This is a genomic window from Brevibacillus jepli, from assembly GCF_047229145.1.
In the GTDB taxonomy this organism is placed as follows: Bacteria; Bacillota; Bacilli; order Brevibacillales; family Brevibacillaceae; genus Brevibacillus.
In genome coordinates this window covers 15,413-40,161 of sequence record NZ_JBFEFW010000038.1, presented here as the reverse complement: position 1 = coordinate 40,161, position 24,749 = coordinate 15,413, and the positions used below count along the sequence as shown (strand labels likewise).

Sequence of the window (24,749 nt, the reverse complement as noted above, 5' to 3'; positions counted from 1 at the left end):
GGAGGAACTGTCGTGGACTTTATACAAATAGCGTTGGTTTTGGTGGTGCTTTTCGTGCTCGCCATACCGATGGGAAAATATTTGGCGCGCTCCTTTTCGCTGGAGACGACCCGATTGGACAGCGTTTTTGGCGGAGTGGAAAAAGCGATATACAAGCTGTCTGGCATTCGCGTAGCAGACATGAACTGGAAGCAGTACGCAATGGCTGTTCTGGTCAGCAACATTTCGATGGTAGCCATTGCTTATCTCTTGCTTCGTTTGCAAGGGATGCTGCCAGGAAATCCGAGTGGAATTGCGGCGATGGAGCCGTTGCTATCCTTTAACACGGCCGTCAGCTTTTTGACGAATACGAATCTTCAGCATTACAGCGGGGAAAGCGGATTGTCTTATCTGTCGCAAATGCTGGTCATCATTTACCTGATGTTTACGACGCCAGCGACAGGGATCGCGGTCGTAATGGCCTTCATGCGAGGGCTGACCGGACAGCGCAGCATCGGTAACTACTACGTTGACCTGGTGCGTGCTCATACAAGGGTGTTGATTCCACTGGCGATTGTCGTGACATTGCTACTGGTGTCACAAGGCGTGCCACAGACAATGGAGCCGACAGCTACAGCAACAACCATTAGCGGAACGGAGCAACAAATCGCTCGCGGTCCAGTAGCTTCACTCGTATCAATCAAGCATTTGGGAACAAACGGCGGCGGATTCTTCGGCGTAAACTCTTCGCATCCATTTGAAAACCCGACACCGCTAACAAACGTGATCGAAATTTTGTCGATGTTCTTGATCCCGGCTGCACTGCCATTCACATTCGGCTTCATGGCGAAGAGCCGCAAGCAAGGCTGGGTTATTTTTGGAGCCATGTTCGTGATGTTCCTGGCCTTCCTGATTACGGCATATGCCAATGAAGTAAACGGCAACCCGGCACTGGAGCGGGCAGGTCTGTCACAAGTGATGGGCAGCATGGAAGGAAAAGAAGTTCGTTTTGGTATCGCACAAAGCGCCTTGTTCACTGCCGTGACAACAGCGGCTACGACAGGAACCGTGAACAATATGCACGATACATTGACGCCACTTGGCGGGTTGGTTCCGCTCGGTGAAATGATGCTCAACTGCGTATTCGGCGGAGATGGCGTCGGAACGATAAACATTTTGATGTATGCGATTTTGGCTGTATTCCTGGCGGGCTTGATGGTAGGGCGTACGCCTGAATTCCTCGGCCGCAAAATCGAAGGAAAAGAGATGAAGCTGATCGCCATCGCGATTCTCGTTCATCCGCTGATTATTTTGGCGCCGACCGCTATTGCACTGGCGACAGAGATGGGCTCATCCGCCGTGACGAACCCAGGCTTCCACGGTATCTCGCAAGTGCTGTATGAGTACACTTCTTCGGCAGCCAACAACGGTTCCGGTTTTGAAGGATTGGCTGACAACACGCCATTCTGGAACATCTCTACGGGACTCGTCATGCTGTTTGGTCGATATGTCTCGATCATTACGATGCTGGCGGTAGCAGGCTCCTTGCTCGCAAAAACGCCAGTACCGGAAACAATGGGTACACTTCGCACAGACAATAGTGTATTCACGGTGATTCTGATTGCGACTGTGGTAATCGTAGGTGCCCTGACATTCTTGCCAGTACTTGCACTTGGCCCAATCGCCGAGTGGCTCACAATCCGCTAATAAAAGGAGTAATTTTCATGAGTAGAACGCGCACGGTTGCGCTTCCTAAAGATTTGTACCAGCGGGCCTTTGTCGAGTCTTTCAAAAAACTGGACCCGCGTGTAATGATCAAAAATCCAGTCATGTTCGTGGTAGAGATCGGGTTCTTCATTACACTTCTCCTGACGTTTGTGCCCAATTTGTTCGGCGGAGCTTCAGACCCGCTGTACAACGGTGTCGTCAGCTTGATCCTGTTCGTGACGATTTTATTCGCCAACTTCGCGGAAGCCTTGGCAGAAGGTCGCGGCAAAGCACAGGCAGAGAGCTTGAAGAAAACCAAGCAGGACACACAAGCAAGAAAAGTAGGCAAAGATGGCAAAATCCAAATCGTCAGCTCCACGGAGCTGCGTAAAGGCGATCTAGTCGTAGTAGAAACGGGCGAGCTGATTCCTTCCGACGGAGAAATCGTCGAGGGTGTCGCGTCTGTTGACGAATCAGCAATTACAGGTGAATCGGCTCCCGTTATTAAAGAAGCAGGTGGCGACTTCAGCTCAGTTACGGGAGGTACGCGTGTAGTCAGTGACCGCATCCGCGTCCGCGTGACGACTGATCCAGGAGAATCGTTTTTGGATCGCATGATTTCTTTGGTGGAAGGCGCGAAAAGACAGAAGACCCCGAATGAAATCGCGTTGAATACACTCTTGGTCAGCTTGACATTGATTTTCCTGATCGTATGCACGACCTTGCTGCCGATCGCAAACTATGTGAATGCAGCCATTCCCGTTGCGACGCTGATTGCTTTGCTCGTCTGCTTGATTCCGACCACGATTGGCGGACTCTTGTCGGCGATCGGGATTGCAGGTATGGACCGCGTCACACAGTTTAACGTCATCGCCATGTCCGGGAAAGCAGTAGAGGCATCTGGCGACATCAATACAATTATTTTGGACAAAACAGGTACGATCACGCACGGAAACCGGATGGCTGCCGAGTTCGTGACAGTAGGAGACAGCAAAAGCACGGAACTGAATCGAGTAGCAGCACAAAGCTCCGTCTATGACGAAACACCGGAAGGGCGCTCTGTCGTAGAGCTGGCGAAAAGACAAGGTCTGGCACCTGCTGAACTGGAATTGCCCGGTTCAGAGGGCGTAGAGTTCCGTGCTGAAACAAGAATGAGCGGTACGAATCTGGCAAGCGGCGTACTCATTCGCAAGGGCGCTGTAGACGCCATCAAAAAATACGTGGTAGAGCAAGGCGGCAAAATCCCTGCTGATTTGGATGAAAAAGCAAACCGGATCGCAACGGCTGGCGGCACGCCATTGGCTGTAGCAGAAGGAAGTGTGATTCTCGGTTTGATCTATTTGAAGGATACGGTGAAGCCGGGCATGCGCGAACGCTTTGAGGAGCTGCGCCGCATGGGAATTCGTACGGTAATGTGCACGGGGGATAACCCGTTGACAGCAGCGACGATTGCCCGCGAAGCAGGTGTGGACGATTTCGTAGCAGAAGCCAAGCCGGAAGACAAGATTGCGTTGATCCGCAAAGAACAAGCGGCAGGCAAGCTGGTCGCCATGACAGGTGATGGAACGAATGACGCGCCAGCCCTCGCACAAGCAGATGTCGGTTTGGCGATGAATACGGGGACAGTAGCGGCGAAGGAAGCAGCCAACATGGTCGATCTGGATTCTGACCCGACCAAAATCATTGAGGTCGTGGCGATTGGCAAACAGCTTTTGATGACACGCGGTGCGTTGACGACCTTCAGTATCGCGAATGACGTAGCAAAATACTTCGCGATCATCCCTGCGATGTTCATGCTGGCGATCCCACAAATGAGTGCGCTCAACATCATGAACCTGGCTACACCACAAAGTGCGATTTTGTCCGCGTTGATCTTTAATGCGATCATTATCCCGATCCTGATTCCGCTGGCGATGAAAGGTGTCAAATACACGCCGATGAGCGCGACGAAGCTGCTCAGTCGCAATCTGGTGATCTATGGCTTGGGGGGAATCGTGGTTCCGTTTGTGGGAATTAAGCTGATTGACCTGATTTTGACAGGATTGAATCTTGTGTAATTAAATTGAAATAAGAAAGCTCAGGTGAACGGATATGATATTGAAAAATTTGCGTCTCAGCCTCGTTTTGCTGCTGATTTGCGGTATCACCTACCCATTGGCGATGACAGGTATTTCACAGGTTGTCATGCCTGCACAAGCAAGCGGTAGTCTGATCACGGATGCAAGCGGCAAGGTGGTTGGCTCCGAGCTGATTGGGCAGACCTTCACCGATCCGAAGTACTTCTGGGGACGCATTTCTTCTATTGATAACAATGCGGCAGGCTCTGGCTCGAACAACTACGCGCCATCCAACCCAGCCCTGATCGAACGTACGCAAAAGGATATCGCGGCATTTCTGGCAGCGAATCCCGGCGTGAAGCAGGAAGACATCCCTGCTGATTTGCTGACGAACTCCGCTTCCGGTTTGGACCCACACATCTCGCCAAAAGCTGCTCAGATACAAGTCGAGCGTGTAGCCAAGGCACGTAATCTCGAAACGGTACAATTAGAGGCTCTGATTGAAGCCAATACAGAGGGAAGAAGCTTGGGTGTATTCGGAGAGCCGCGTGTCAATGTATTGAAGCTGAATCTGGCTCTGGACGAATTGAAGTAATCAATGAGGGAGGGCTGCAAGATGGTAGAGCAGTTTCGGCGAAAGTCCCCGGAGGAAATCTTGCAGTCCATCTCCAGAATGCACCGGGGCAGGCTGAAAATCATTCTGGGGGCAGTCAGTGGTTCAGGCAAAACCTATCATCTGTTGATGGAAGGGCAGACGCTTAAGAAAAAAGGGATTGATGTGGTCGTAGCTGGCTCAGGGGAGGCCACTCATCCCAAGCTGACGCAAAAACGGGAAGGCCTGGAGCAAATCAAGCCGATCGTTTGGTATTCCCTCGGGGAAGCGAGGCATGATCTGGACGTGGCTGCGATTATCGAGCGAGATCCGGAGGTCGTACTCGTAGACGGCTTGGCTCACCGAAACCGGCCAGATGCGCCGCGTCCAACCTGCCTGGATGATGTGCAATATTTGCTGAACCACAATATTAGTGTGATTGCGACCGTCAACATTTACGAATTGGCTGGAATGAAGGAGATGGCGGAGCGGCTGACCAAAGCGGAGGTGCGGATTGACCAATGTGTCCCAGAGGATACACTGGCCATGGCAGACGAGGTAAAGCTGCTTGACGTCACGCCAGAAGCCATCCTGAAACGGCTGCAAGAAGATGATCGCAACCCGACAAGAACCAAGCATCCATTGTTTCGCAGGGACAATTTGCATGTGCTGCGAGAGCTGGCGCTGCGATTCGTAGCCACGGGCGTAAACGAGGATTTGGAGGATTATCGGGAAAAGCACGGCATGGTAGGTGCGTCAGGAGCCACAGAGAAGGTGTTGGTTTCTGCGCAGTATCATTGGAATGGCTCGATATTGGTGCGACGAGGACAACAGGTTGCCAAGCGGCTCGGCGGAGAGCTCTTGGTCGTCTGTTTTCTCCCTTTATCCAAGAAGCTGACGAAGGAAGAAGCGACTTTTAAGAGAGCGATTGGAAAGCTCGTGGATAAAGTCGGGGGTACCTTCGAAGAGCAGACGCTTGTACGAGACAAGGAAGTAGCAAACGAGCTCGTCGCCTACGCGATGGAGAATAATGTGACCCGAATCGTGATGGGTCAGTCCAAGCGTACGCGCTGGGAAGAGATATGGTACGGCTCCATCGTTCACAAAATTCTGCGGCAAACGAAAAACATCGATATATTAATCGTGGCAGACCGTTCCGAGCGGGATGGTGAGCGCGTCATGCCGACCAAGCGAGAAAAAGAGAAAACGGCTAATCCATATCGACGGCTCTCTGACGAAGAAATGCAGCAGGAAATCGGCAAGATCAAGCGTGGGGCACTAAAGGTATATGTAGGCGCTGCCCCTGGCGTCGGCAAGACGTACACGATGCTACGTGAAGGCAACGAGCTCGCCGAAAATGGCATCGACGTGGTGATTGGGCTGTTGGAAACGCACGGACGAAAAGAAACGATTGAGCAAGTAGGGGGACTTCCCTTGATCCCGCGCAAGCGTATCCCGTATAAAAACGTCACGCTGGAAGAAATGGATACGGACGAAATTATTCGGCGCAATCCAGAGGTCGTACTGGTGGATGAGCTGGCACATACAAATGTGCCGGGGAGTGCCTATGAGAAGCGATACCATGATGTCGAGAAGATTTTGGCTGCGGGTATTTCCGTCATATCCACGATGAACATTCAGCACCTCGAGAGCCTAAACGACAGCGTCGAGCAAATCACGGGAATCCGCGTGCGAGAGACGGTGCCGGACCATATCCTGCACCAGGCAGATGAGGTAGAGCTGATCGATATTTCACCCAAAGCACTGCGTCAGCGGATGCGGGAGGGCAATATTTACGCGATGGAAAAGGTAGAGCAGTCGCTGACCAACTTTTTCAAAACAGGGAATTTGATCGCGCTGCGCGAGCTGGCCTTGCGTGAAGTGGCGGACGATGTCGATGAACGCTTGGAGGCGTGGGAGCGTCGAACGCTGCGCGGGCCATGGCGGCAGCAAGAAGTGATCTTTGTCTGTGTGAACCTGCGGTCGGACAGTGAGAGACTGATTCGCCGAGGGTTTCGGATCGCGTATCGGTTGAAAGCAACCTGGCATGTGGCTTATGTGCAGGATCATCCGACGCTGACAGAAGAGGAAGAGACACAGCTGGCGAAGCTGAAGGCTTTAACAGAGCGGCTCGGGGGCCGATTTGAACGATACGAAGCCCAATCCCGGCGCAAGGTTTTCACCAAGCTGGTCTTGCATATGAACGAAAAAGGAACGACACAGGTCGTCATCGGGCAGTCGGCGAGGACGCGCTGGAAGGAAATACTGGAGGGGTCGGTCATTCAGCGGTTACTGCGGGAAGTTCGACACATGGATGTGCTGGTCGTGGCTGATCATGCACCTGATATGATGTGAGGGAGGAAAACGATGGGCACAGAAAAAGAAGGGCAATGGGATCATAGCGTGACAGACGCCTATAGCCGTTTGGAGTGCCTGATACCAGAGCCAACTACGGAGGCAGATTTGTTTTCCAGGCTGATACGCGTCTATTTGGAGGAAGAAGAGGTGCGCATCCGGCAAAAGCTGAAGCGCAAATCCTCGCAGCGAATCTCTCGCGTCATGCATGAGCGGGTGGGTGAGTTTTTGTCCGGGCAGTTGTCGGGGCTTTCATTTCAAGTGATCGACGGTCTCTTGTTTATAAAAAGGGAGGAACAGTTAGTCGGGGCACTCAAATGCATTCCTGATCTCGGCAGTTATGATACTCCGTCCTGGAATGCGACACTTGCCCGTTTTGCCAAGCAGTATCAGAAGCGGTTCAAGCTAGCGCCAGAGAAGCTGTTGTTCGTGGTCTGCTCGCTCGCAAAAAGCTTGGATGCAGCCCATGCCAAGGCGTTGACCGGAATTGACGTGTGGTGTGGCGCGGCGCTAACAACTCCAGCCTATCGAGAGGCACTGCAGGTATATGTCAACAAATGTGTGGAGGTCATGGACGCGCTCCCGCAGCCTGTGAACCAAGTGTATTTCTTAAGTGCAGATGTCCATCCGAATGCACTCGCTTGCCAATTGCTGCGAGGAGAGAAGGCATCCTTACCAGATGGCTGGCTGCGACCATCCGTCAGTGATCTCATCCAATTATTGCAAGCCAAGCTGTGATATACTTTTAGGGATATTCATACGATGAATTTCCTTGGGAGGGACTGTTTATCAGAGTAAAAGTGGCTGGTATCCCGCATTTCACAGGGGCTTATGAATCTGGTACAGAGCTTGCTCCAGAGGCTTTGCGAAACGCAGGATTAATCGAGCGATTGCAGCAGCTTGGATTGAAGGTGCAAGACGTAGGAAATCTGAAGCTTCCGGATGATTTGCCTCGCCATAATATTCCGCCGGTTCGTAACTGGCCGGCTTCGAGGATGTTTTGGGATTTGCTGAAAAAGGACGCGCAAGAGTGGCTGGATACAGATGAGTTCGTTTTGATGCTCGGTGGAGATTGCAGCTTGATCGTTGCAACGGCGCAGGCTCATCAGGCCAGGTATAAGGAAAAAGCGTATCTGCTGGTCATTGACGGTCATTTGGATGCGGAAGTTCCATCGGCTTCCCGTTGTATTGGGGCGGCAGGAATGGGATTGTGGTTTTTGCTGCAGGATCGCGGACAATGGATCGAGCCAAGCGGCTGGAGTGCTGACCGAATTCGTCTGATCGGCTGCCAGCAGATGCCTGCGGAGACATTTGGCGTAGAGATCATGACCTTGGCCCAGCTCACAGAAGGAAGCATCGTGGAACGAGTTTCTCATATGCTCCAAACGATCCCGTCTGATGCCAAAATTCTCGTACATTTCGACGTAGATATCATGCACAAAGACGCGATGCCAGCTGCCTATTCGCCAAGTGAGACAGGATTGTCGCTGTCGGAAGCGGAGGCATTGCTGGCGACTGTTTTACGAGATTCGCGGGTGACGAATCTGGAAGTGACGGAGTTTTCAGGGGCAAGGGATACCACTGGCGTGTATGCAAAAAGGCTGACAGAGCTGCTTACTGGGTCACTGGCTGCACGTGCAGAAGCCTCCCAACTCAAAAATAAATAATGATCGTTCATGAGCGCGACAGTTTCAGGCTGTTGTGCTTTTTTTATGGTGTTTACAAGTGGCTGTCGTGGGGGAAGAAGCGCATTTCCAGTCTACGCTTCGGCCTCCGCCCCCCCTGTAGGATTGACTGTCCGCTTCGGAAAAAATGGCGGGAGCGCTTCAAACGTAGAAGTTTCAATGGGGTTAATCATAAGTGAAGCTTAATGAGGGTAATAAAATTTTTACGCGCTCCTCGTGAACCCGACGATCGCTTCTCGTGAATAAAGAGTGAATCCAGGAAAATAAGGAGTGGAGCAGTTATGAAAAAGACGGCATTATCTGTAGCAGCAATGGCAGTCATCGTATCATCGGGGATACTCGTTGTCCCAACATTATTGACAAGCAATCCGGCAGCAGTGGTGAATGCAGCATCTTCGCCGAGTGCGAGCTTGTTCGTCTCGCAAAAAGCTGGAGATCCGGGAATCTTGCAAGCCGTGCAAAATGGATTCTCCCAAGCACATGACCTAAAAGTGACCGATCAAGGCTTTACCTTGGAAGTAAAAGAGGTCGTGGCAGATCCGCTGCGTATCAGCATCATCGCGGGAGTAAAGGACAAGGACGGCAAGCCATCAGATGTATATTGGGACAATTTCCACGTCCCCACCCATGAATATCAGGAAATCATCATCAAGGACAAAGCGGGCAAAGAGTTACAGAGTGCCTCGTCCAATCAGAAATCGTGGAAAACAAAGCAGATTAGCGACTACATTCTGTTTGAACACGAGCTGAGAAGCTATTTTGCTGACGAAAGCAAGCTGCCGGACGAGTTGTTCGTAGAGTTTCACATGAAAAAGATGGGCAGTACCAACGGCAACTGGAAGCTGTCAGTACCCGTTGACTTGAAAAAAGCAAAATCAGCGACGAAAACAGTGAAGATCAACCAGTCGTATACCTCGCCCCAAGGCTTTCAGTTTGATTTGCGAGAAATGACATTTGCCCCGAGTGGAACAGAAGTGGTGATCGATACGAATAACAAGTACTTCAGCTATCAATTTGTCGATGAAAAGGGAGCTGTCCTTGGCGCATGGGATTCTGCTGTCGCTATCCATGATGCGAGCATTCATAAAAACGTGATCAATACGATGAAATGGCGCGAGTCTATTCCTGTAGAGAAAGGACAGCGACAATTTTTTTACTTCCACGATCTGAAAGAAGAGAAAGGTCTAGCCTTTCAGTTGAAAGCTGTTTATACAGAGGAAGCAGCGGGTTTCAGCGTGAAACTGGACCCAGCCACTTTGGGAGCAAAACCAGTTACAGCCGAAAAGAATGGAACAAGCTTCACGTTTCACCAGATATCGAAGGGAAGCAGAGAGGATCGCTACAACATCGCATTTGAAGGTACACTCGCGCAAGGAATTGTAGGGATTTTCCCGTTTGATACATGGTACGTGACGGACGAACAGGGCAATAAGTACAATGCGGTTTGCCATGTCGAGGAAACGACGAATCAAAATGGACGGATGAAAGTAAGCGGGAATTTGGAAATCGAGGAGATGAAATCCTTGCCGAAGCAAATGACGATCACTTTTGACAAAATGTTGAAAGAACATCGTGATGTAAGCTTTGCGGTGCCACTTTTGACAGGAAAATAAGATTTTTTAAAAATAAGGAGAAAGGATTTCCCAGCTCATGCGTACTAGTTGTGAATCAACCAAAACGGAAGCTGCGCAGCATTCCCCACTGGCTGATCGGTTATAGATGGAGGAGTAGTAAAAATGCTGGACGATCGGGAACTGATCGAGCAAATCCTGGCTGGCAATCATCAGTTATACAAGCATATTATCGACAGGTACAAAGGGAAGATCGTTACCTACTTGTACAAAATGATCGGTAACATGCCTGATGCACAGGATTTGGCTCAAGACGTGTTTACCAAAACCTTTTACCGTTTGCAGGACTATCGGCCTGAGCACAAGTTTTCTTCATGGCTGTATCGAATCGCGAGCAATCATTGTCTCGATGAAATGCGAAGACGCAAAAGAACGGAGCAGACAGCAATCGTGGAGGAGCAAATCGCTGATTTGGAGACGCCAGAATCTGCATTGTTAAAGAAAGAGCGGGACGCCGAGCTGGAGCGCAGCATCATGCTGCTGGATGAGGAGTATCGCGAGGTGTTCGTTCTGCATTACTTGCAGCGTCTGTCGTATCGGGAAATCAGCGAACGGCTGTCTCTTACGGAGAGCGCTGTTCAAATGCGATTGTTTCGAGCTCGCAAAGAATTGAAAAAAAGCCTGACGAAAATGATGGGAGGGGGAGATGTTCATGACATGCTTCATGTTTAATCAGTTTAAGCTCTATGCAAATGGCGTGCTACCCCCTGCCGAAAGCAAAGGATTGGAGCAGCATGCAGAACAATGCCCACAATGCCAAAGAAAGCTGCAAGAGTGGGTAGATCACATGCTGGAGGAGGAATTCTCCGCCTATCCGGAAGTTCCTGTACCCGATACGTTTACAGAAGAGGTCATGGCTACACTGTTCGAAGAAGTTCCCGCACGTACGACACGGATACACTCCTCCCGAACCAGAAGACAAAGGGGCTGGGATATTGTGAAGAAGACAGGATTGGTAGTAGCAGGACTGACGGCTTTGGTGGTGACAGGAACGGTTGTGTCGCCGACGTTTGCGAATTATGTGAATAGCTTGTTCCAGATTGAAAAGGATGCGGATAGCGGCATGAAAAATGCTGTGAATAAAGGTCTCGTCCAAAAGCTGGAGCAGAAGGTAACGGATCAGGGAATTACCGTCGAAGCAAAAGAGCTGATGGCTGACTCGATGCGGATTGCAGTCATCTTTGATATGTACGACCAGAATGGAAAGCAGATTGATGATCACTCTATGACACTTCAATTGATTGATTCGACCGGAAAAGATTGGTTGGAGGAAGACGAAAGAGAAGAGTCTGGAAGTAGTCATGGACAGTTTTTCATCACAGAGCTAACCTTGAACAATATTTTCGAATCGGCGGAGGCTACTCCTGACCAGCTGACCTTGAAAATCGTACCAACAGAAATCGAAGGCAAGACAGGAAAATGGGGATTGGAAATTCCGGTCGATATGAAGAAAGCGAAAGAAGCGACCAAAACGGTTACGTTCAGGGATGCAGCGTATCAATCAGCACAAGGGCTTGAGCTTGAGCTGAAACAAATCGAATTTTCCCCAAGTGCGACACGGGTCATGCTGGATTCAACGGTACCAAAATCGGCTTATGTAGAGATTGAACGGGCAGTGTTAAAGTATGATAAGGATCATCCGCGAGGCTTCCACACCACCATAAAAAAAATCGAACCTACGTTATCAGGAAATGATATCGCGTACGAAATTACCAACGAGAAAGGTGAAGTCGTAGCAGCTCGGGATATGCCACTATTAGATGAAGGAATTGCGAAAGAGAAGAATGTTCTTCATATATCTGGCACGTACGGTAAACCAGAAGGCGATCACGGGATGAAATGGTGGCATACATTTGACCCGCTACAGGGTGAACAAAAGTTAAAGTTTCAGCTCCAAAAAGTTTATGAGAAAAAACTGGCTTCTCCCAAATTCGATCTCATTCCAGAAGACCTAAACAAGAAAGCAGCGACTTTCAAGGATGAGACAGGCAGTACCTTTACATTTTCCTCCTTTTCATGGACGCCCGGTAGCGGTGAGGAAAAAGGTAATGCTGTGATAGCAGTAGAGGGTACGCTAGGAAAAGACGTGGTCTCCATCAGAACTTGGTCTGTAAAGGATGAAAATGGGAAGACTTACCATGCGACATTGGGTCCAGAAAGCACCAGAGACAAAGATGGGCGCGTACAGTTCAAAGGCGAGCTGTTCATTCCGAAATTGGAGCAACCACCGAAAAAGCTCACGGTTTCTTATCCTGAATATATGGTGGAGCACGACGTAAACTGGGAAGTACCATTTGAAATCAAATAGCTTTAAGGTAAAGGAAGAGGCAGACACAGCCTCTTCTTTTTCTGTTCCAGGGATGAAAAAATGATTTTTTTATAAAAAGAGAAAGGATTTTCCAGCCAATCCGTATTAGCTTATGAATCAACCAAAAACGGAAGCTGCGCAGCATTCCCCGCTGGCTTGATCTGTGATAGATGGAGGAGTAGCAAAAATGCCGGACGATCAGGAACTAATCGAGCAAATCCTGGCTGGCGATCATGAGCAGTACAGACAAATTGTCGACAGATACAAGGGCAAGATCGTGGGCTATTTGTACAGAATGATCGGCAATATGCCAGATGCACAGGATTTGGCTCAAGACGTGTTTATCAAAACCTTTTATCGTTTGCACGCCTATCGGCCTGAATACAGGTTTTCCTCGTGGCTGTATCGAATTGCGAGCAATCATTGTCTCGATGAAATGCGAAAACGCAAAGGGATAGAGCAGGTAGAAATCGATGAGGAGCAGCTGATTGACCCAGACACGCCAGAGGCGACGTTATTGAAAAAGGAGTGGGACGCCGAGCTGGAACGCAGCCTCATGCTGTTGAATGAGGAGTATCGCGAGGTGTTCGTCCTGTTTTACATAGAGCGCCTGTCGTATCGGGAAATCAGCGAGCGACTGACCCTCTCGGAGAGCTCCGTTCAGATGCGTCTATTCCGCGCCCGCAAAAAGATGAAGGACAGCCTGGTGAAAACGATGGGAGGGGGAGCTATTTATGAAATGCTTCATGTTTAATCAATTGAAGCTATACGTAAACGATGAGCTGGCCCCTGCAGAGAGCAAAGGATTGGAGCAACATGTGGAAAATTGCCCACAATGTCAAGGTCAGCTGCAACAGTGGGTAGAAGGCATGCAGGAAGAAGATTTTTCCGACATTCCGGAGGCTCCTGTACCCGATGCGTTTATAGACGAGGTCATGGATAAGCTGTCTGATGCGGTTCCCCCCCGTTCTGCACGAAAGCGCTCCTCCCGAACCAGAAGACAAAGGGGTTGGGATATTGTGAAGAAGACAGGATTGGTAGTAGCAGGACTTACGGCACTCGTGGTGACAGGAACAGTTGTATCACCGACGTTTGCCAACTATGTGAATAGCTTGTTCCAAAATGAACAAGATGCGGATAAGGGCATGAAAAACGCCGTCCATAAAGGTCTTGTCCAAAAGCTGGAGCAAAAGGCAACCGATCAAGGAATTACGGTTGAGTTAAAAGAACTGTTGGCTGACTCGATGAGGATCGCAGTCATCTATGATGTGTACGACCAGAGCGGCAAAAAGATTGAAAATCATATTTTGAATGCGAAACTGATGGATCAGAATGGAAAAGATTGGTTGGAGGATGATGAAGGAGATAATTCGGGAGATTATGGAAAGTTTTTCATCACAGAGCGATATTTGAATGAAATCTTCGAATCATCTGAGGCTATTCCCGATCAACTGACCTTACATTTAGAACAGACAAAAATCGCAGGTAAGACAGGAAAATGGTCATTGGAAATTCCGATCGATATGAAGAAAGCCAAGGAAGCGACGAAAACGGTTGCCTTCCAGGATACTGCTTTTCAATCGCCACAAGGGCTCGGGATTGAGCTGAAAAATATCGAATTGTCCCCAAGTGCGACACGGCTCATGCTGGATACCACTTTCCCAAAATCAGCTTATTTGGAGGTTGATCGAACGAAGGTCCTATTCAATCAGAAAAATCCGCGAGGTGCCAATACTACAATAAAAGAACGCGTACCTGCTTTTTCGGGAGAGAACATGATGTACGAGATCACCAACGAAAAAGGGGAAGTGGTAGCAGCTTGGGATATGAAATCATTGGATGATGGGCTTGATAATAAGAAGAATGTTCTTAGTACACCGAGAACCGAAGAAGAACCGGAAGAAAAACCAGAAGGCGATGTCTTGAATTGGTGGTATACATTTGGCCCGATACAGGGAGAACAAAAATTAAAGCTTCAGCTCAAAAAAATTTATGAGAAAAAACTGGTTTCGCCTAAATTTGATCTGGTTCCAACAGAGCTAAACAAGAAAGCGGCGACTTTCAAGGATGAGACAGGCAGTATATTTACGTTCTCTTCTTATGCGTGGGAGCCTGGTAAAGGCGAAGACTTAGGTGAGGCTGTGATTAGAGTAGAAGGTATATTAGGAAAAGACATACTTGAGAACCACTATTGGTCTGTAAAGGATGAAAACGGGAAGGTTTACTATGCGTCAGTGAATACAGAAAGCACCAGAGACAAGGACGGACGTGTACAGTTCAAAGGCGAGATGACTATTCCGCTCTTGGAGCACGAACCGAAAAAGCTCACGGTATCCTATTCGGAATATATGGTGGAGCATGACGTGAATTGGGAAGTACCGTTTGAGATCAAATAGTTCAAAGAAAGAGAAGAGGCCGACAGTGGCCTCTTCTTTTTCTATGTATGGGAAGATCGTTTGAAAAACTAAAAGGTTATAGATGCACTAAATTTTTTGCATGTCCACGTTTGTCCATTTCACTTTTTCGTCTTCTTCATATTATACAACGTAAGACAAACCATATAAAAACGGAGTGATGAAGATGGGTCTCTATTTTCGCAACAATACCAATTCAACCGTATTTGTTGCTTATGCTTACGAGAATTTTTCCTGTAGTCCAGTCAACTATGCGAAGCGAGGCTGGTATCGAATAGAGCCAGGTCAGACGAGACTGGTTCGGAGTGGACATGTCGGGGGGCGTACCTACTATTACTATGCCGAGGGTGGCGGACGTAGGTGGGCGGGTAATAACTTTACCCAAGTCCCGCGTACTTCTTTTCATTGGTGTTGGAACAGGGGTTGCACAACTTGCAGAAATCTAGGGTTTAGACGCTTCTTTATTGGCGCGCTCAACTTCAACTTCACGATCACGCTTACGACAAGTACCAGTCAAGTAAATGCTAGGACGGGTGACACACTGATCGTGTTACCTACTAGATCAACAGGCAGACCGAGAAAGGTACGTACTATTCCAAAAGGATTGCCTACAAGCCGGAAGAATAGAAAGACCAATGGAGAGAATCGTGGGAAGTTCCCTACACGAAGACTCCGGAAACGATAGAAAATAAGCGAGGTTTGAGTAGCAAAAGGAGTGAATCTGTCAGGTTCACTCCTTTTCTTTTTGTCTCTATGATTTGTGAACGAACGGTCCCAGCTTATGAGAAAAGGCGTAATGTGAGTTTTCGTCCTTCAGCCACATATTGCCCTTCACAATAAGAATGTACACCGCAACGATGAAGTAGATCGTACCTATGATCCAGTCTAATGTGGTTACCATCCCAGTGGAGCTGATGTGCAGGATATACCATACCCCGATCGGGATGGCAATGATTCGTTTTTTGCACATCAGCAGAGCTTTTCGCGTATACCTAATAGGCAATGGGAAAGAGGTGACCACATATGAGCGGATGGCTCGCACTCCTGCTCGTTTCCCTGGCCATCAGCATGGACAGTGTCAGTGTAGGATTGACGTATGGTTTACGGAAAATGAGAATGCCCTTTTTGTCTCTCGTCGTCGTTTCCGGTTGTTCGTTTGCTGTCGTATATGGTGTCATGCTCGTAGGCTCATCCCTCACCGAATGGTTCACACCTGAGATCGGCAAGTATATTGGGGCCGCGGTCTTGATCCTCATGGGTTTGTTTACTCTGTGGCGGCTCATTGCGATACGGTCGGGGACAGAGGCTCAGGAGTCTACTGCTGCGGGCAGCACCGCCGTTGTAGTCGCAGAAAAACAGGAAGAGCCGGAACCCATCGTATTATTGTCGCAGTTCCGCATTTTTGGTGTCATGATTCAGATTTTAAAAGATCCGTCCAAAGCCGACGCTGACCGCTCCGGGCATATTATGGGCTGGGAGGCTGTCATGCTGGGGCTCGCACTGTCTTTGGATGCTTTTGGTGCAGGCATCAGCCTTACGTTTTTGGGATACTCGCCACTGCTCGTCGCTCTCTGTATCGCGGTGATGAGTGCCTTACTGCTTGTCGTAGGAATTGCCCTCGGCAGGCGCGCCGGAAAAGCCAGATGGCTGACGCGACTCACTTGGCTGCCGCCGATTTTGTTGATTTGCATTGGTGTAGCCAAAAGCCTGAAGTAGTTTTTTATACAAAAATATCGAACCCGTCCGGGGAGAAGGACGGGTTTCGTTTTCGAATTCGAAAAAGGCTCAAATATAAGGGCAGGTGAGTGGAATGGCTTGGGAGCCTTCAAAGTTTCAGGTATCTTTGCCAGACGATTTTTTGACGTTGTTGAATCAAAGGAATGCAAATGTGAGTCTCGATGAGCAGGTGAAAGTTACTTTAGCGGTCGGTTTGTTTTTAGAGAAGAAGGTAACCCTGGCACGAGCAGCAGAATTAGCAGGGAAGTCGCTAAGTGATTTTATTGATTATCTAGGGGATCGTGGCATCGCTTGGATGGAATATACAGAAGAGGATAGACGACTTGATGATCAAGCGATTGCCAAGCTTTTGGTGGAAGAAGGAGAAAAAGGTGACTAAGGTCATATCTAATTCAAGCCCGATTATTGCTTTGTCGATGATCGGGCATCTTTCGCTGATGAACGAGCTTTTTGAGGAAGTTTTCATTCCTGCGGGAGTCTATCGTGAAATTGTAGAAAGTGAGAGTATCCGTGAGCATGGGAAGCGAGAGTTACAGGTATATTCGGGAAGCTGCATCGTGGAGAGCTTGAGGTTATCATCGGTGCCAAAGAGTTAGGGCTTGCTGATACGTTTCTGATGAATTCAATAGGAACGGTGGGCTTACTCTTGTTTGCGAAGAGGAAAGAAAAGATAGCTAAAGTTAAACCTTATTTAGATCGGTTACTGTCTCATAACTTTCGTATTTCTGCCAGCTTGTATAAGCAAACGTTAATTCAAGCAGGAGAAATGGACTAGCATCAAACCGAATAGCAGAGTAATGGTATGAATCTCTATAAGGAGAACCCGTCTTTGATAAATGGACGGGTTGTTTTATTTTCTAGCTCGTCTGCATACACATGAAAAGGAGTGAGATGTGGATGGAGGAGATGTAGGTGGATACACAGCCAATTCGAAAATGGTACACGCTGGCGGCGGCCGACGTGACCGAAGCCCTTCATAGCGATGCAGCGCAAGGGTTGACTCAGCAGGAGGCGGAGCGGCGACTGGCTAAACATGGTGCCAACCAGTTGGCTGAACAAAAGCGAAAGCCTCTCTACTCGGTCTTTGTTGATCAGTTCAAGGATTTCATGGTACTCATCCTGTTCATTGCAACATTGATTTCTTACTTCCTCGGGGAGTATCTGGATGCGATTGCGATTATCGCGATCATCCTCATTAACGGCATCCTCGGTTTTATTCAAGAGGCCAAGGCTGAGCGATCCTTGCAGGCGCTAAAGGAGCTGGCTTCCCCCATGGCGCGCGTTATCCGGGGCGGACACATTTCCATGATACCGGCATCACGGTTGGTGCCGGGTGATCTGATCCAGCTGGAGGCCGGGGACCGTGTTCCGGCAGATTTACGCTTGCTTTCAGCGAATCGGCTGGAGGTGGAGGAATCTGCGTTGACGGGGGAGTCTGTCCCGGTCGGGAAAAATGTGAAAAAGCTCGAAACAGCACAAGCATCTACTGTGCCGCTTGGCGACCAGAAAAATCTCGCGTTCATGGGCACGATGGTGACCGGAGGAACAGGGAGCGGTATCGTCGTAGCGACAGGGATGAATACGGAAATCGGGAAAATCGCGCACTTGATGAATACAGCGGAAGAAGCAGAAACCCCACTGCAGCTGCGATTGGAGCAAATGGGCAAAATTCTCGTGGTCGTCGCACTGCTCTTGACGATTGTGGTCATCGGCGCTGGTGTTTGGCATGGTCATGAGTTGTTTACGATGTTCCTCGCCGGGGTGAGTCTCGCGGTGGCAGCGATCCCGGAAGGCTTGCCGGCGATTGTGACGGTAGCGCTAGCGCTTGGTGTCCAGCGAATGATCCGGCGCAATGCGATCGTGCGCAAGCTCCCATCTGTCGAGACGTTGGGCTGCGCCTCTGTCATTTGCTCCGATAAAACAGGGACACTGACCCAAAACAAAATGACAGTTACCCAAGTGTGGCACAGCGATTCCACGTATGAGGTGAGCGGCAGCGGCTACGCACCAGAGGGAGCTTTTCACTACCTAGGGAAAATGGTATCTCCCGCCCGTGATGGAGCGCTCACGCAAATGATCCGCATCGCAGACAGATGCAACAACGCACGTTTGACATGCGAGGAACAGAGCACGCGCAACCTGCTCGGGATGGGCAAGACGTCGCGCTTTTGGCAGGTCATTGGCGACCCGACAGAGGGTGCTCTCAAGGTGCTCGCAGCGAAGGCATTGGGTGGTAATTCAGATCGTAGCAACCAAAAGAATCAGGGACAGCGTGTGGAGGAGCTCCCATTTGATTCTGACCGCAAAATGATGTCCGTCGTCGAAAAGGGGACAGACGGTGTGTATTCCTTGCTGACAAAAGGCGCGGCAGAGGCATTGCTCGCGAGATCGACGCACATTTTGTGGAAGGGAGAGCTCATTCCACTCTCAGCGACACTCCGTTACCAAGTGCTGGAGCAAACAGAACGAATGGCGGGTAAAGCACTGCGTGTGCTGGGCTTCGCCTATAAGACACTGCAAGGCTATCGACCGGGACAGCCGATTGGCTCATTGGAAAACAATCTCGTCTTTGTCGGACTGGCCGGGATGATCGACCCGCCGCGTGAAGAGGTGCGTCCAGCGATCAATCTGTGCCATCAAGCAGGGATCAAAACGGTCATGATTACCGGTGACCACAAGGTGACAGCAGAAGCAATTGCCCGGCAGATTGGTTTGATGCGTGGCTACGGCGAAGTGTTGGAGGGCCGGGAGCTGGATGGCATGTCAGATGAACAGCTGGCAGAGTACGCAGAGCGCGTGACTGTATATGCCCGTGTGTCCCCGGAGCATAAGCTGCGAATCGTTCGTGCTCTGCAAAGCAAAGGACATGTCGTCGCCATGACCGGAGATGGTGTCAACGATGCGCCTGCGATCAAGACATCAGACATTGGGATTGCGATGGGCATTACCGGTACGGATGTGACGAAGGAAGCTGCCGACCTCGTGCTGCGCGACGATAACTTCGCTACGATCGTCGCTGCTGTAGAGGAAGGCCGCAACATCTACGACAACATTCGAAAATTCATCCGCTATTTGCTGGCGTCCAACGTAGGCGAGATTCTCGTCATGTTTTTTGCGATGCTCATGGGGCTTCCTTTGCCTTTGGTGCCGATCCAAATCTTATGGGTGAATCTCGTGACGGATGGTTTACCGGCAATGGCGCTGGGTGTCGATCAGGCTGAGAAAGACACAATGTATCAGCAGCCGCGCAACAAGGCAGAAAACATATTTAGCAGGGGCTTGGGCTGGAAAATTGTTAGCCGTGGTTTCCTCATCGGGGCTATGACGCTCTTGGCGTTCTGGCTGACTCTCAAAGAGAATCCGAATGACTTGGTGCATGCCCAGACCGTCGCTTTCGTTACATTAGTTATGGCGCAGCTGATTCACGTTTTCGATTGCCGGAGCCAATACAGTGTTTTTCATCGCAATGTATTTGAAAACAAATACCTAGTCTGGGCTGTGCTTTCGTCGATCGTGCTCGTGATCGGTGTCGTGTACATGGATGCACTTCAGCCGATCTTCAAAACGACGGATCTAAATCTGCGTGATTGGGCATTAATTTTGGTCGCTGCTGGCGTTCCTACGTTTGTCGCAGGAATCGGTGGAGTGCTTACCAGCAGCAGACAGCGCACAAGCAAAGAGAAACGCCCGGCTATGCGTACGGTTCGTCCTGACTAACCTAACCACCAAAGGGGTGTGGGAGCCATCGTACGCTTGAGAAGGGGAGGATGGAAAAGACGCAGAAGGCGAATTTTCGCTTGGATACTGATGGTCATTGTGGTATTGATCGTTTTGTTTATCGTCGTGGAACGAAGAGTCGAGCCAACGCTGATGCTGATTGCCCAGGCCAAGGCAGAGCAGGTCGCCAAGCTCGCCATTACCGATGCAGTCACCAAGCGCATGTCCCAGCAGGGGGTCGATATCAACGAAGTCGTCATAATGGAGAAGGACGAGAATGGCAGTATCAAAGCAGTGAATTTTAATTTCAAAGAGTATTCCCGGATAGTGGGGGAAACGACAGCCCGAATCCAAAATCGCTTGAAGGAATTCGAGCAGGAGCATGTGCAGACGACCATACCACTTGGCCTGGCAACGAAAAACGTCTTTCTGGAACATTTTGGGCCTGATATTCCGGTGTCGTTCGTTCCGATTGGCGCGGTCAAAACAAAGCTGGAAACGAAGCTAAAGCAAGCGGGAATCAACATGGTGCTGGTGACGGTCTACATTTATGTGGAAGTCGATCTGCGGGTCATTATTCCGTTTGCGACCAAACAGCAGACAGTCACCACGGAAATCCCGGTCTCCGAGGCGCTGATTGTCGGCAAGGTGCCTACTTATTTGTACGACAATCCATCCGGAAAGCCCGATGTGCCGATGCCGCGAAGTCAAATGCCAACGGTCCCAACCCCAAGCCAGCCGTGATATTTTCGCTTATACGCGAACGATTTACACATCTATGAAAATTTTTATGAAACGTTTCAGAAATGGCGCCGTCCAATGAATAGACACACGAAAACAAGCAAGAACATTGGAGGCGTAAACAACATGAAAACAATTCGCACAGGCATGATGACAATCGCGGCACTGGCCGTTTTGGGAACTAGCGTAGTATCTGCAACCTCCGAACCAGTAAAAGAACTTTCCGTCAACATTAACGGTCAAGCGATCGCACAAGATGCGATCTTCGATAAAGGTCAACAAACCGTACTGGTTCCACTTCGTCCCGTTGCTGAAGCCCTTGGCTTCAAAGTCAGCTGGAACGACAAGGAAAAAGCAGCAGAAGTTCAAAGAGGTGCAATTACAAGCTACGCAAAAGAAGGCGAGGATCGCTATCCTTTCGCGAAAATGTACAAAACATTGGGAGCTGAGCCACGTGTACTGAATGGCAGTACATATGTGCCAGTTAAATTCGTAGACGAGATTCTGCAAGCAGAAGTGAATGTAACCGATGATGCAGTGACTGTAGTTGAGGACGAAATCGCGCCTATGCGTACAGGTACTATTACGAACATCAACAAATCCGACAAAGGCTACTCAGTTACACTGAACATTTACGAGTCTGGCATCATCCTGCACCTGACTGAAGACACCAAAATTACGGATGAAGCTGGTAAAGTACTGAAGCCAGAAGACTTGAAGCTGGGTATGGCAGTAGATGCTACAACCGAAAGATTCATGGCGATGAGCTTGCCGCCACAAACGAGTGTGCTCAGCATCACGGTAAAAGAAAGCCTGGAAACAAAAGACGTATTGGGAACAGCGGGAAAAGTAGCGAGCGTCTCTTCTGATAAAGAGGGCAACTTCCAAGTACTCGTAGAGGGTCGCGGTATTACCGAAACTTCCCAAGAAAAAATCAAACTGAACATCAACGAAGAAACAATCATTATCAATGCGCGAAATAACAAAGTTCTCTCTCCGACTGATCTGAAAGAGGATATGCAAGTGGTGGCGTTTTACAGCCCAATGATGACAAAGAGCCTGCCGCCTATCGGCACTGCTGTGAAAATCGTAGTAGAGTAAGAGAAAGAACGGGATGGCAATTGCTGTCCCGTTTTTTTTTTTTCGTAGCTGTCGTGGGGGAAGAAGCGCATTTCCAGTCTACGCTTCGGCCTCCGCCCCGCTGTGGGTGAAGACTGCCCGCTCAGGAAAAAATGGCCGGAGCGCGTCAAACGTAGATATTTCGAAGATGGATTCCATAAGTGATGCTGAAAATCCCCACCATTTTTTCCAACGCTGGGTCGGGCTCCAGAGGCGCTTGGACTGGAAATGCGCTTCTTCTACGTAGCTGTTGATTCTCTTCTTGAAAGTGAACTAACCCAACTGATAGAGGGAGGCATCTACGATTGGATCGTGTAAGACATACAGATCACGCGACCGAACTTTTCCGAGACCCTTTCCTCATAGATAGAGAAACCGTACTTTTCATAGAACGGAATGACCCGGTGATTCTTCTCCAAGACTCCGAGATGCAGGGAGGTATAGCTGTTTTCCCGGTACCAGGCGATCAGCGTATCGAGAAATTCCTTGGCGTAGCCGCAGCTTTGGTAGTCGCTGTGTAGCATGATGAGACCGAGCCAAGGATTGCAATCTCGCGGGTTGCACAGAATGAATTGGGCGATCCCGATGATCTCGCTGCCATGCCGTTCCCTGAACGAAAAGCTGTAGGAATCAGCGAATGCCAAATTGTCTTGATGGTCAGCTTCGATTGTCTGAACAGTTACGACTCTTTGCCCATAGGCTGCCTCCATATAATCGGGATTGGAATTGTAGACCGAGAGCAGCCGGGCAAAATCTTGTTCTGTGACGGGCTGAAAGAGCAAACGGGCGCTATTTGCAGGGAAGGGCGTAGTCTTAGGCATGTCCAATCCGAATGATGTTCAGGGAATTCCCTGATACACTTTCCTTTATGGAAACTCTACAATAACGATAGGATGATTGTCTCAAAAGGAGGAGCGCATGGGTACGTCGAGTGAAGTGCTTTCCCTGATGCAGTCCATCTTTGCCAACGTCAGTGATGCGATCCTGGTGATTGATCACGAGGGACGAATCGTAAAGGCCAATGCTGCGTTGGAGCAGATGACAGGCTGGACAGAAGAAGAGCTAATTAGAGATAAACATATTTGCGAGCTATGTCTAGGAATGGCAACGTGCATGGAAGAAACGAGCTGCACGGACTGCTTTTTTAAGCGCGTGCAGATGCCATCATTCGAAATGAGGCTCCGCACGAAGTCGGGTCGGGATTACCCTGTTGCCGCCAGCTCTGCCAGATTGGAGGATGATTCACAGGGCAAGCTGGTCATGATATTGCGAGATATGTCAGCACAACAGCGGGTGGAAAAAGAACGCTACCAGTACAAGCTCACGAATTTTGCAATCCAAGCGCAAGAAGAGGAACGGAAGCGCATCGCCCGGGAGCTGCATGATGGCGTAGGGCAGGCGCTTTATAGCATTTTAGTGGGATTAAACGTCGTCAGACAACGTGAATTAAGCGAGCCGGTTATGCAGCATGTCACCGAATTGGTGAATATGACTTCCAAGGCGATGGAGGAAGTGAAGCGCATGGCGCTGGAGCTGCGTCCGTCTGCGCTTGATGATCTCGGTTTACTGCCTGCATTACGCTCGTTGATGAAACGGGTGGAAAAGACTTTTCATATCCAGGTGGAGCTGCATGTTCAGGGGGAGAAACGCAGATACTCCGCTGCGATGGAAACTGCGTTGTACCGGATTGTACAGGAAGCCATGACCAATACGGCGAAATACGCAAAGGCGAGCCATCTAGGGATCATGTTCGAGAATAGGGAGAAGGAAATTGTCGTCACGATTGTAGATGATGGTGTAGGGTTTGAAGTAGAGAAAACATTAAACATCGGAAAAGGTCTGGGTGTGTTTGGCATGAAGGAGCGTGCACAACTTCTCGGCGGTACTGTTGATATTCGCTCCGCACCTGAGGAAGGTACGACGGTGATTGTCCGCATTCCGGTGCCGAAGGAGGGGATAGAGGATGACCATTCGCGTCTTAATCGCTGATGATCATGCGATTGTACGGTCTGGGCTGGGGATGCTGATCAACGCCCAGGAGGACATGGAAGTCGTCGGTTATGCAGCTGACGGAAAAGAAGCATGCGAAAAAGCGTGGGAAATCCATCCCGATGTTGTCTTGATGGATTTGAGCATGCCGCCTGGGGAAAACGGCTTGACCGCTACCGCTAGATTGAAGGAAACAGCACCAGACATTCAGGTGCTCGTGCTCACGATGCACGATGACGAGGAATACTTGTTTCGCGTGCTGCAAGCCGGTGCTGCCGGTTATATATTAAAAAGCGCCCCTGATCTCGATTTGATCACGGCCATCCGCTCAGTCAATCAAGGAATGGCGTACCTGTATCCATCCGCGACGAAATCTCTGATCGAGGAATTTCTGCAAATGGTCAAGAACGGAGAGGAGCAGGCCAAGTACGACATCCTGACGGATCGGGAAAAAGAAGTGCTGGTCTTGATCGCGAAGGGCTTCAGCAACAAGGAAATTGCTGAACAGCTCACCGTATCCGTCAAGACGGTGGAATCGCATAAGGCGCATATTATGGAAAAGCTCCATCTGCGTACCCGGCCTGATTTGGTGCGGTATGCGATTAAGAAGGGCTGGCTTGATTTTGAGTAGGACTTGATCTGTTCTCTATAGTCAACATCAAAGCCTATGATATGGTAAAACCAAGAGATGATGGCAAAAATAAATAGACCAGAGTGT

22 protein-coding genes and 1 pseudogene are annotated in these 24,749 nt (G+C 49.6%); 21 read left to right on the top strand and 2 right to left on the bottom strand.

Annotated features, from left to right (window positions below; translation table 11 throughout):
* Positions 1–12 precede the first annotated feature (12 nt).
* The 12 genes from kdpA to AB1L17_RS27785 all read left to right on the top strand — a co-directional run bounded on the left by kdpA (position 13) and on the right by AB1L17_RS27785 (position 15,413).
* A complete protein-coding gene (gene kdpA / locus AB1L17_RS27840) occupies positions 13–1,686 on the top strand; it encodes a potassium-transporting ATPase subunit KdpA (protein WP_412848146.1) in 1,674 nt (557 codons plus the stop codon).
* A 17-nt stretch (positions 1,687–1,703) separates the two neighbouring features.
* Positions 1,704–3,743: a potassium-transporting ATPase subunit KdpB gene (gene kdpB, locus AB1L17_RS27835; RefSeq protein ID WP_412848147.1), complete on the top strand. Its 2,040-nt coding sequence runs from the start codon at positions 1,704–1,706 to the stop codon at positions 3,741–3,743.
* Positions 3,744–3,777: 34 nt separating this feature from the next.
* Positions 3,778–4,338 (top strand): potassium-transporting ATPase subunit KdpC, encoded by a 561-nt coding sequence (gene kdpC, locus AB1L17_RS27830; RefSeq protein WP_412848148.1) that lies wholly within the window; start codon positions 3,778–3,780, stop codon positions 4,336–4,338.
* A gap of 21 nt (positions 4,339–4,359) precedes the next feature.
* Positions 4,360–6,690 (top strand): universal stress protein, encoded by a 2,331-nt coding sequence (locus AB1L17_RS27825; RefSeq protein ID WP_412848149.1) that lies wholly within the window; start codon positions 4,360–4,362, stop codon positions 6,688–6,690.
* A 12-nt stretch (positions 6,691–6,702) separates the two neighbouring features.
* Positions 6,703–7,428 (top strand): hypothetical protein, encoded by a 726-nt coding sequence (locus AB1L17_RS27820; RefSeq protein ID WP_412848150.1) that lies wholly within the window; start codon positions 6,703–6,705, stop codon positions 7,426–7,428.
* Between the two features lie 62 nt (positions 7,429–7,490).
* Positions 7,491–8,357 (top strand): arginase family protein, encoded by an 867-nt coding sequence (locus AB1L17_RS27815; RefSeq protein ID WP_412848151.1) that lies wholly within the window; start codon positions 7,491–7,493, stop codon positions 8,355–8,357.
* 299 nt (positions 8,358–8,656) lie between these two features.
* Positions 8,657–9,988, top strand: coding sequence for a DUF4179 domain-containing protein (locus tag AB1L17_RS27810; RefSeq protein ID WP_412848152.1), 1,332 nt, complete (start codon positions 8,657–8,659; stop codon positions 9,986–9,988).
* Positions 9,989–10,111: 123 nt separating this feature from the next.
* Complete coding sequence (locus tag AB1L17_RS27805; RefSeq protein ID WP_412848153.1) at positions 10,112–10,678, top strand: RNA polymerase sigma factor; 567 nt, start codon at positions 10,112–10,114, stop codon at positions 10,676–10,678.
* Complete coding sequence (locus AB1L17_RS27800) at positions 10,659–12,314, top strand: DUF4179 domain-containing protein (RefSeq protein WP_412848154.1); 1,656 nt, start codon at positions 10,659–10,661, stop codon at positions 12,312–12,314. The genes AB1L17_RS27805 and AB1L17_RS27800 overlap by 20 nt, the downstream gene beginning before the upstream one ends.
* A gap of 187 nt (positions 12,315–12,501) precedes the next feature.
* Positions 12,502–13,068, top strand: coding sequence for an RNA polymerase sigma factor (locus AB1L17_RS27795; RefSeq protein ID WP_412848155.1), 567 nt, complete (start codon positions 12,502–12,504; stop codon positions 13,066–13,068).
* Entirely contained in the window at positions 13,049–14,710 is a 1,662-nt protein-coding gene (locus AB1L17_RS27790; protein WP_412848156.1) for a DUF4179 domain-containing protein, read from the top strand. Before AB1L17_RS27795 ends, AB1L17_RS27790 begins: the two co-directional genes overlap by 20 nt.
* A gap of 178 nt (positions 14,711–14,888) precedes the next feature.
* Entirely contained in the window at positions 14,889–15,413 is a 525-nt protein-coding gene (locus tag AB1L17_RS27785; protein ID WP_412848894.1) for a DUF1036 domain-containing protein, read from the top strand.
* A 66-nt stretch (positions 15,414–15,479) separates the two neighbouring features.
* On the opposite strand, the pseudogene AB1L17_RS27780 reads toward AB1L17_RS27785, so the two are convergent.
* Positions 15,480–15,674 (bottom strand): annotated as a pseudogene (locus AB1L17_RS27780) (HXXEE domain-containing protein); the annotation flags it as partial.
* Positions 15,675–15,751: 77 nt separating this feature from the next.
* Here AB1L17_RS27780 and ytaF point away from each other — a divergent pair.
* The 7 genes from ytaF (at position 15,752) to AB1L17_RS27745 (ending at position 22,024) form a co-directional block, all read left to right on the top strand.
* On the top strand, positions 15,752–16,444 hold the full coding sequence (gene ytaF, locus AB1L17_RS27775) for a sporulation membrane protein YtaF (protein ID WP_412848158.1): 693 nt from the start codon (positions 15,752–15,754) through the stop codon (positions 16,442–16,444).
* Positions 16,445–16,538: 94 nt separating this feature from the next.
* On the top strand, positions 16,539–16,844 hold the full coding sequence (locus AB1L17_RS27770) for a UPF0175 family protein (protein WP_412848159.1): 306 nt from the start codon (positions 16,539–16,541) through the stop codon (positions 16,842–16,844).
* The gene (locus AB1L17_RS27765) at positions 16,837–17,061 is read left to right on the top strand and encodes a PIN domain-containing protein (protein ID WP_412848160.1); all 225 of its coding nucleotides are present in this window, start codon (positions 16,837–16,839) and stop codon (positions 17,059–17,061) included. Before AB1L17_RS27770 ends, AB1L17_RS27765 begins: the two co-directional genes overlap by 8 nt.
* A 20-nt stretch (positions 17,062–17,081) precedes the next feature.
* Positions 17,082–17,240, top strand: coding sequence for a DUF3368 domain-containing protein (locus AB1L17_RS27760; RefSeq protein ID WP_412848161.1), 159 nt, complete (start codon positions 17,082–17,084; stop codon positions 17,238–17,240).
* A gap of 137 nt (positions 17,241–17,377) precedes the next feature.
* Complete coding sequence (locus tag AB1L17_RS27755) at positions 17,378–20,182, top strand: calcium-translocating P-type ATPase, SERCA-type (protein WP_412848162.1); 2,805 nt, start codon at positions 17,378–17,380, stop codon at positions 20,180–20,182.
* 27 nt (positions 20,183–20,209) lie between these two features.
* The gene (yunB, locus tag AB1L17_RS27750; protein ID WP_412848178.1) at positions 20,210–20,926 is read left to right on the top strand and encodes a sporulation protein YunB; all 717 of its coding nucleotides are present in this window, start codon (positions 20,210–20,212) and stop codon (positions 20,924–20,926) included.
* Positions 20,927–21,049: 123 nt separating this feature from the next.
* Positions 21,050–22,024, top strand: a complete 975-nt coding sequence (locus tag AB1L17_RS27745) for a copper amine oxidase N-terminal domain-containing protein (RefSeq protein WP_412848163.1) — start codon at positions 21,050–21,052, stop codon at positions 22,022–22,024.
* Positions 22,025–22,341: 317 nt separating this feature from the next.
* Here AB1L17_RS27745 and AB1L17_RS27740 read toward each other — a convergent pair whose 3' ends face one another.
* Positions 22,342–22,863 (bottom strand): GNAT family N-acetyltransferase, encoded by a 522-nt coding sequence (locus AB1L17_RS27740; protein ID WP_412848164.1) that lies wholly within the window; start codon positions 22,861–22,863, stop codon positions 22,342–22,344.
* 97 nt (positions 22,864–22,960) lie between these two features.
* Here AB1L17_RS27740 and AB1L17_RS27735 point away from each other — a divergent pair, with 97 nt between their 5' ends.
* Positions 22,961–24,031 (top strand): PAS domain-containing sensor histidine kinase, encoded by a 1,071-nt coding sequence (locus tag AB1L17_RS27735; protein WP_412848165.1) that lies wholly within the window; start codon positions 22,961–22,963, stop codon positions 24,029–24,031.
* Entirely contained in the window at positions 24,006–24,662 is a 657-nt protein-coding gene (locus AB1L17_RS27730; RefSeq protein WP_412848166.1) for a response regulator transcription factor, read from the top strand. Before AB1L17_RS27735 ends, AB1L17_RS27730 begins: the two co-directional genes overlap by 26 nt.
* Positions 24,663–24,749: the final 87 nt, after the last annotated feature.

Excerpts from the sequence above, each read along its gene's own strand:
- AB1L17_RS27740 (WP_412848164.1), bottom strand. The coding sequence starts at position 22,863 with ATGCCTAAGACTACGCCCTTCCCTGCAAATAGCGCCCGTTTGCTCTTT.
- AB1L17_RS27770 (WP_412848159.1), top strand. The coding sequence starts at position 16,539 with ATGGCTTGGGAGCCTTCAAAGTTTCAGGTATCTTTGCCAGACGATTTT.
- AB1L17_RS27730 (WP_412848166.1), top strand. The coding sequence starts at position 24,006 with ATGACCATTCGCGTCTTAATCGCTGATGATCATGCGATTGTACGGTCT.
- AB1L17_RS27800 (WP_412848154.1), top strand. The coding sequence starts at position 10,659 with ATGACATGCTTCATGTTTAATCAGTTTAAGCTCTATGCAAATGGCGTG.
- AB1L17_RS27760 (WP_412848161.1), top strand. The coding sequence starts at position 17,082 with ATGAATTCAATAGGAACGGTGGGCTTACTCTTGTTTGCGAAGAGGAAA.
- AB1L17_RS27825 (WP_412848149.1), top strand. The coding sequence starts at position 4,360 with ATGGTAGAGCAGTTTCGGCGAAAGTCCCCGGAGGAAATCTTGCAGTCC.
- kdpC (WP_412848148.1), top strand. The coding sequence starts at position 3,778 with ATGATATTGAAAAATTTGCGTCTCAGCCTCGTTTTGCTGCTGATTTGC.
- AB1L17_RS27810 (WP_412848152.1), top strand. The coding sequence starts at position 8,657 with ATGAAAAAGACGGCATTATCTGTAGCAGCAATGGCAGTCATCGTATCA.
- AB1L17_RS27795 (WP_412848155.1), top strand. The coding sequence starts at position 12,502 with ATGCCGGACGATCAGGAACTAATCGAGCAAATCCTGGCTGGCGATCAT.
- kdpB (WP_412848147.1), top strand. The coding sequence starts at position 1,704 with ATGAGTAGAACGCGCACGGTTGCGCTTCCTAAAGATTTGTACCAGCGG.
- AB1L17_RS27745 (WP_412848163.1), top strand. The coding sequence starts at position 21,050 with ATGAAAACAATTCGCACAGGCATGATGACAATCGCGGCACTGGCCGTT.
- ytaF (WP_412848158.1), top strand. The coding sequence starts at position 15,752 with ATGAGCGGATGGCTCGCACTCCTGCTCGTTTCCCTGGCCATCAGCATG.
- AB1L17_RS27820 (WP_412848150.1), top strand. The coding sequence starts at position 6,703 with ATGGGCACAGAAAAAGAAGGGCAATGGGATCATAGCGTGACAGACGCC.
- AB1L17_RS27805 (WP_412848153.1), top strand. The coding sequence starts at position 10,112 with ATGCTGGACGATCGGGAACTGATCGAGCAAATCCTGGCTGGCAATCAT.
- AB1L17_RS27790 (WP_412848156.1), top strand. The coding sequence starts at position 13,049 with ATGAAATGCTTCATGTTTAATCAATTGAAGCTATACGTAAACGATGAG.
- AB1L17_RS27735 (WP_412848165.1), top strand. The coding sequence starts at position 22,961 with ATGGGTACGTCGAGTGAAGTGCTTTCCCTGATGCAGTCCATCTTTGCC.
- AB1L17_RS27785 (WP_412848894.1), top strand. The coding sequence starts at position 14,889 with ATGAAGATGGGTCTCTATTTTCGCAACAATACCAATTCAACCGTATTT.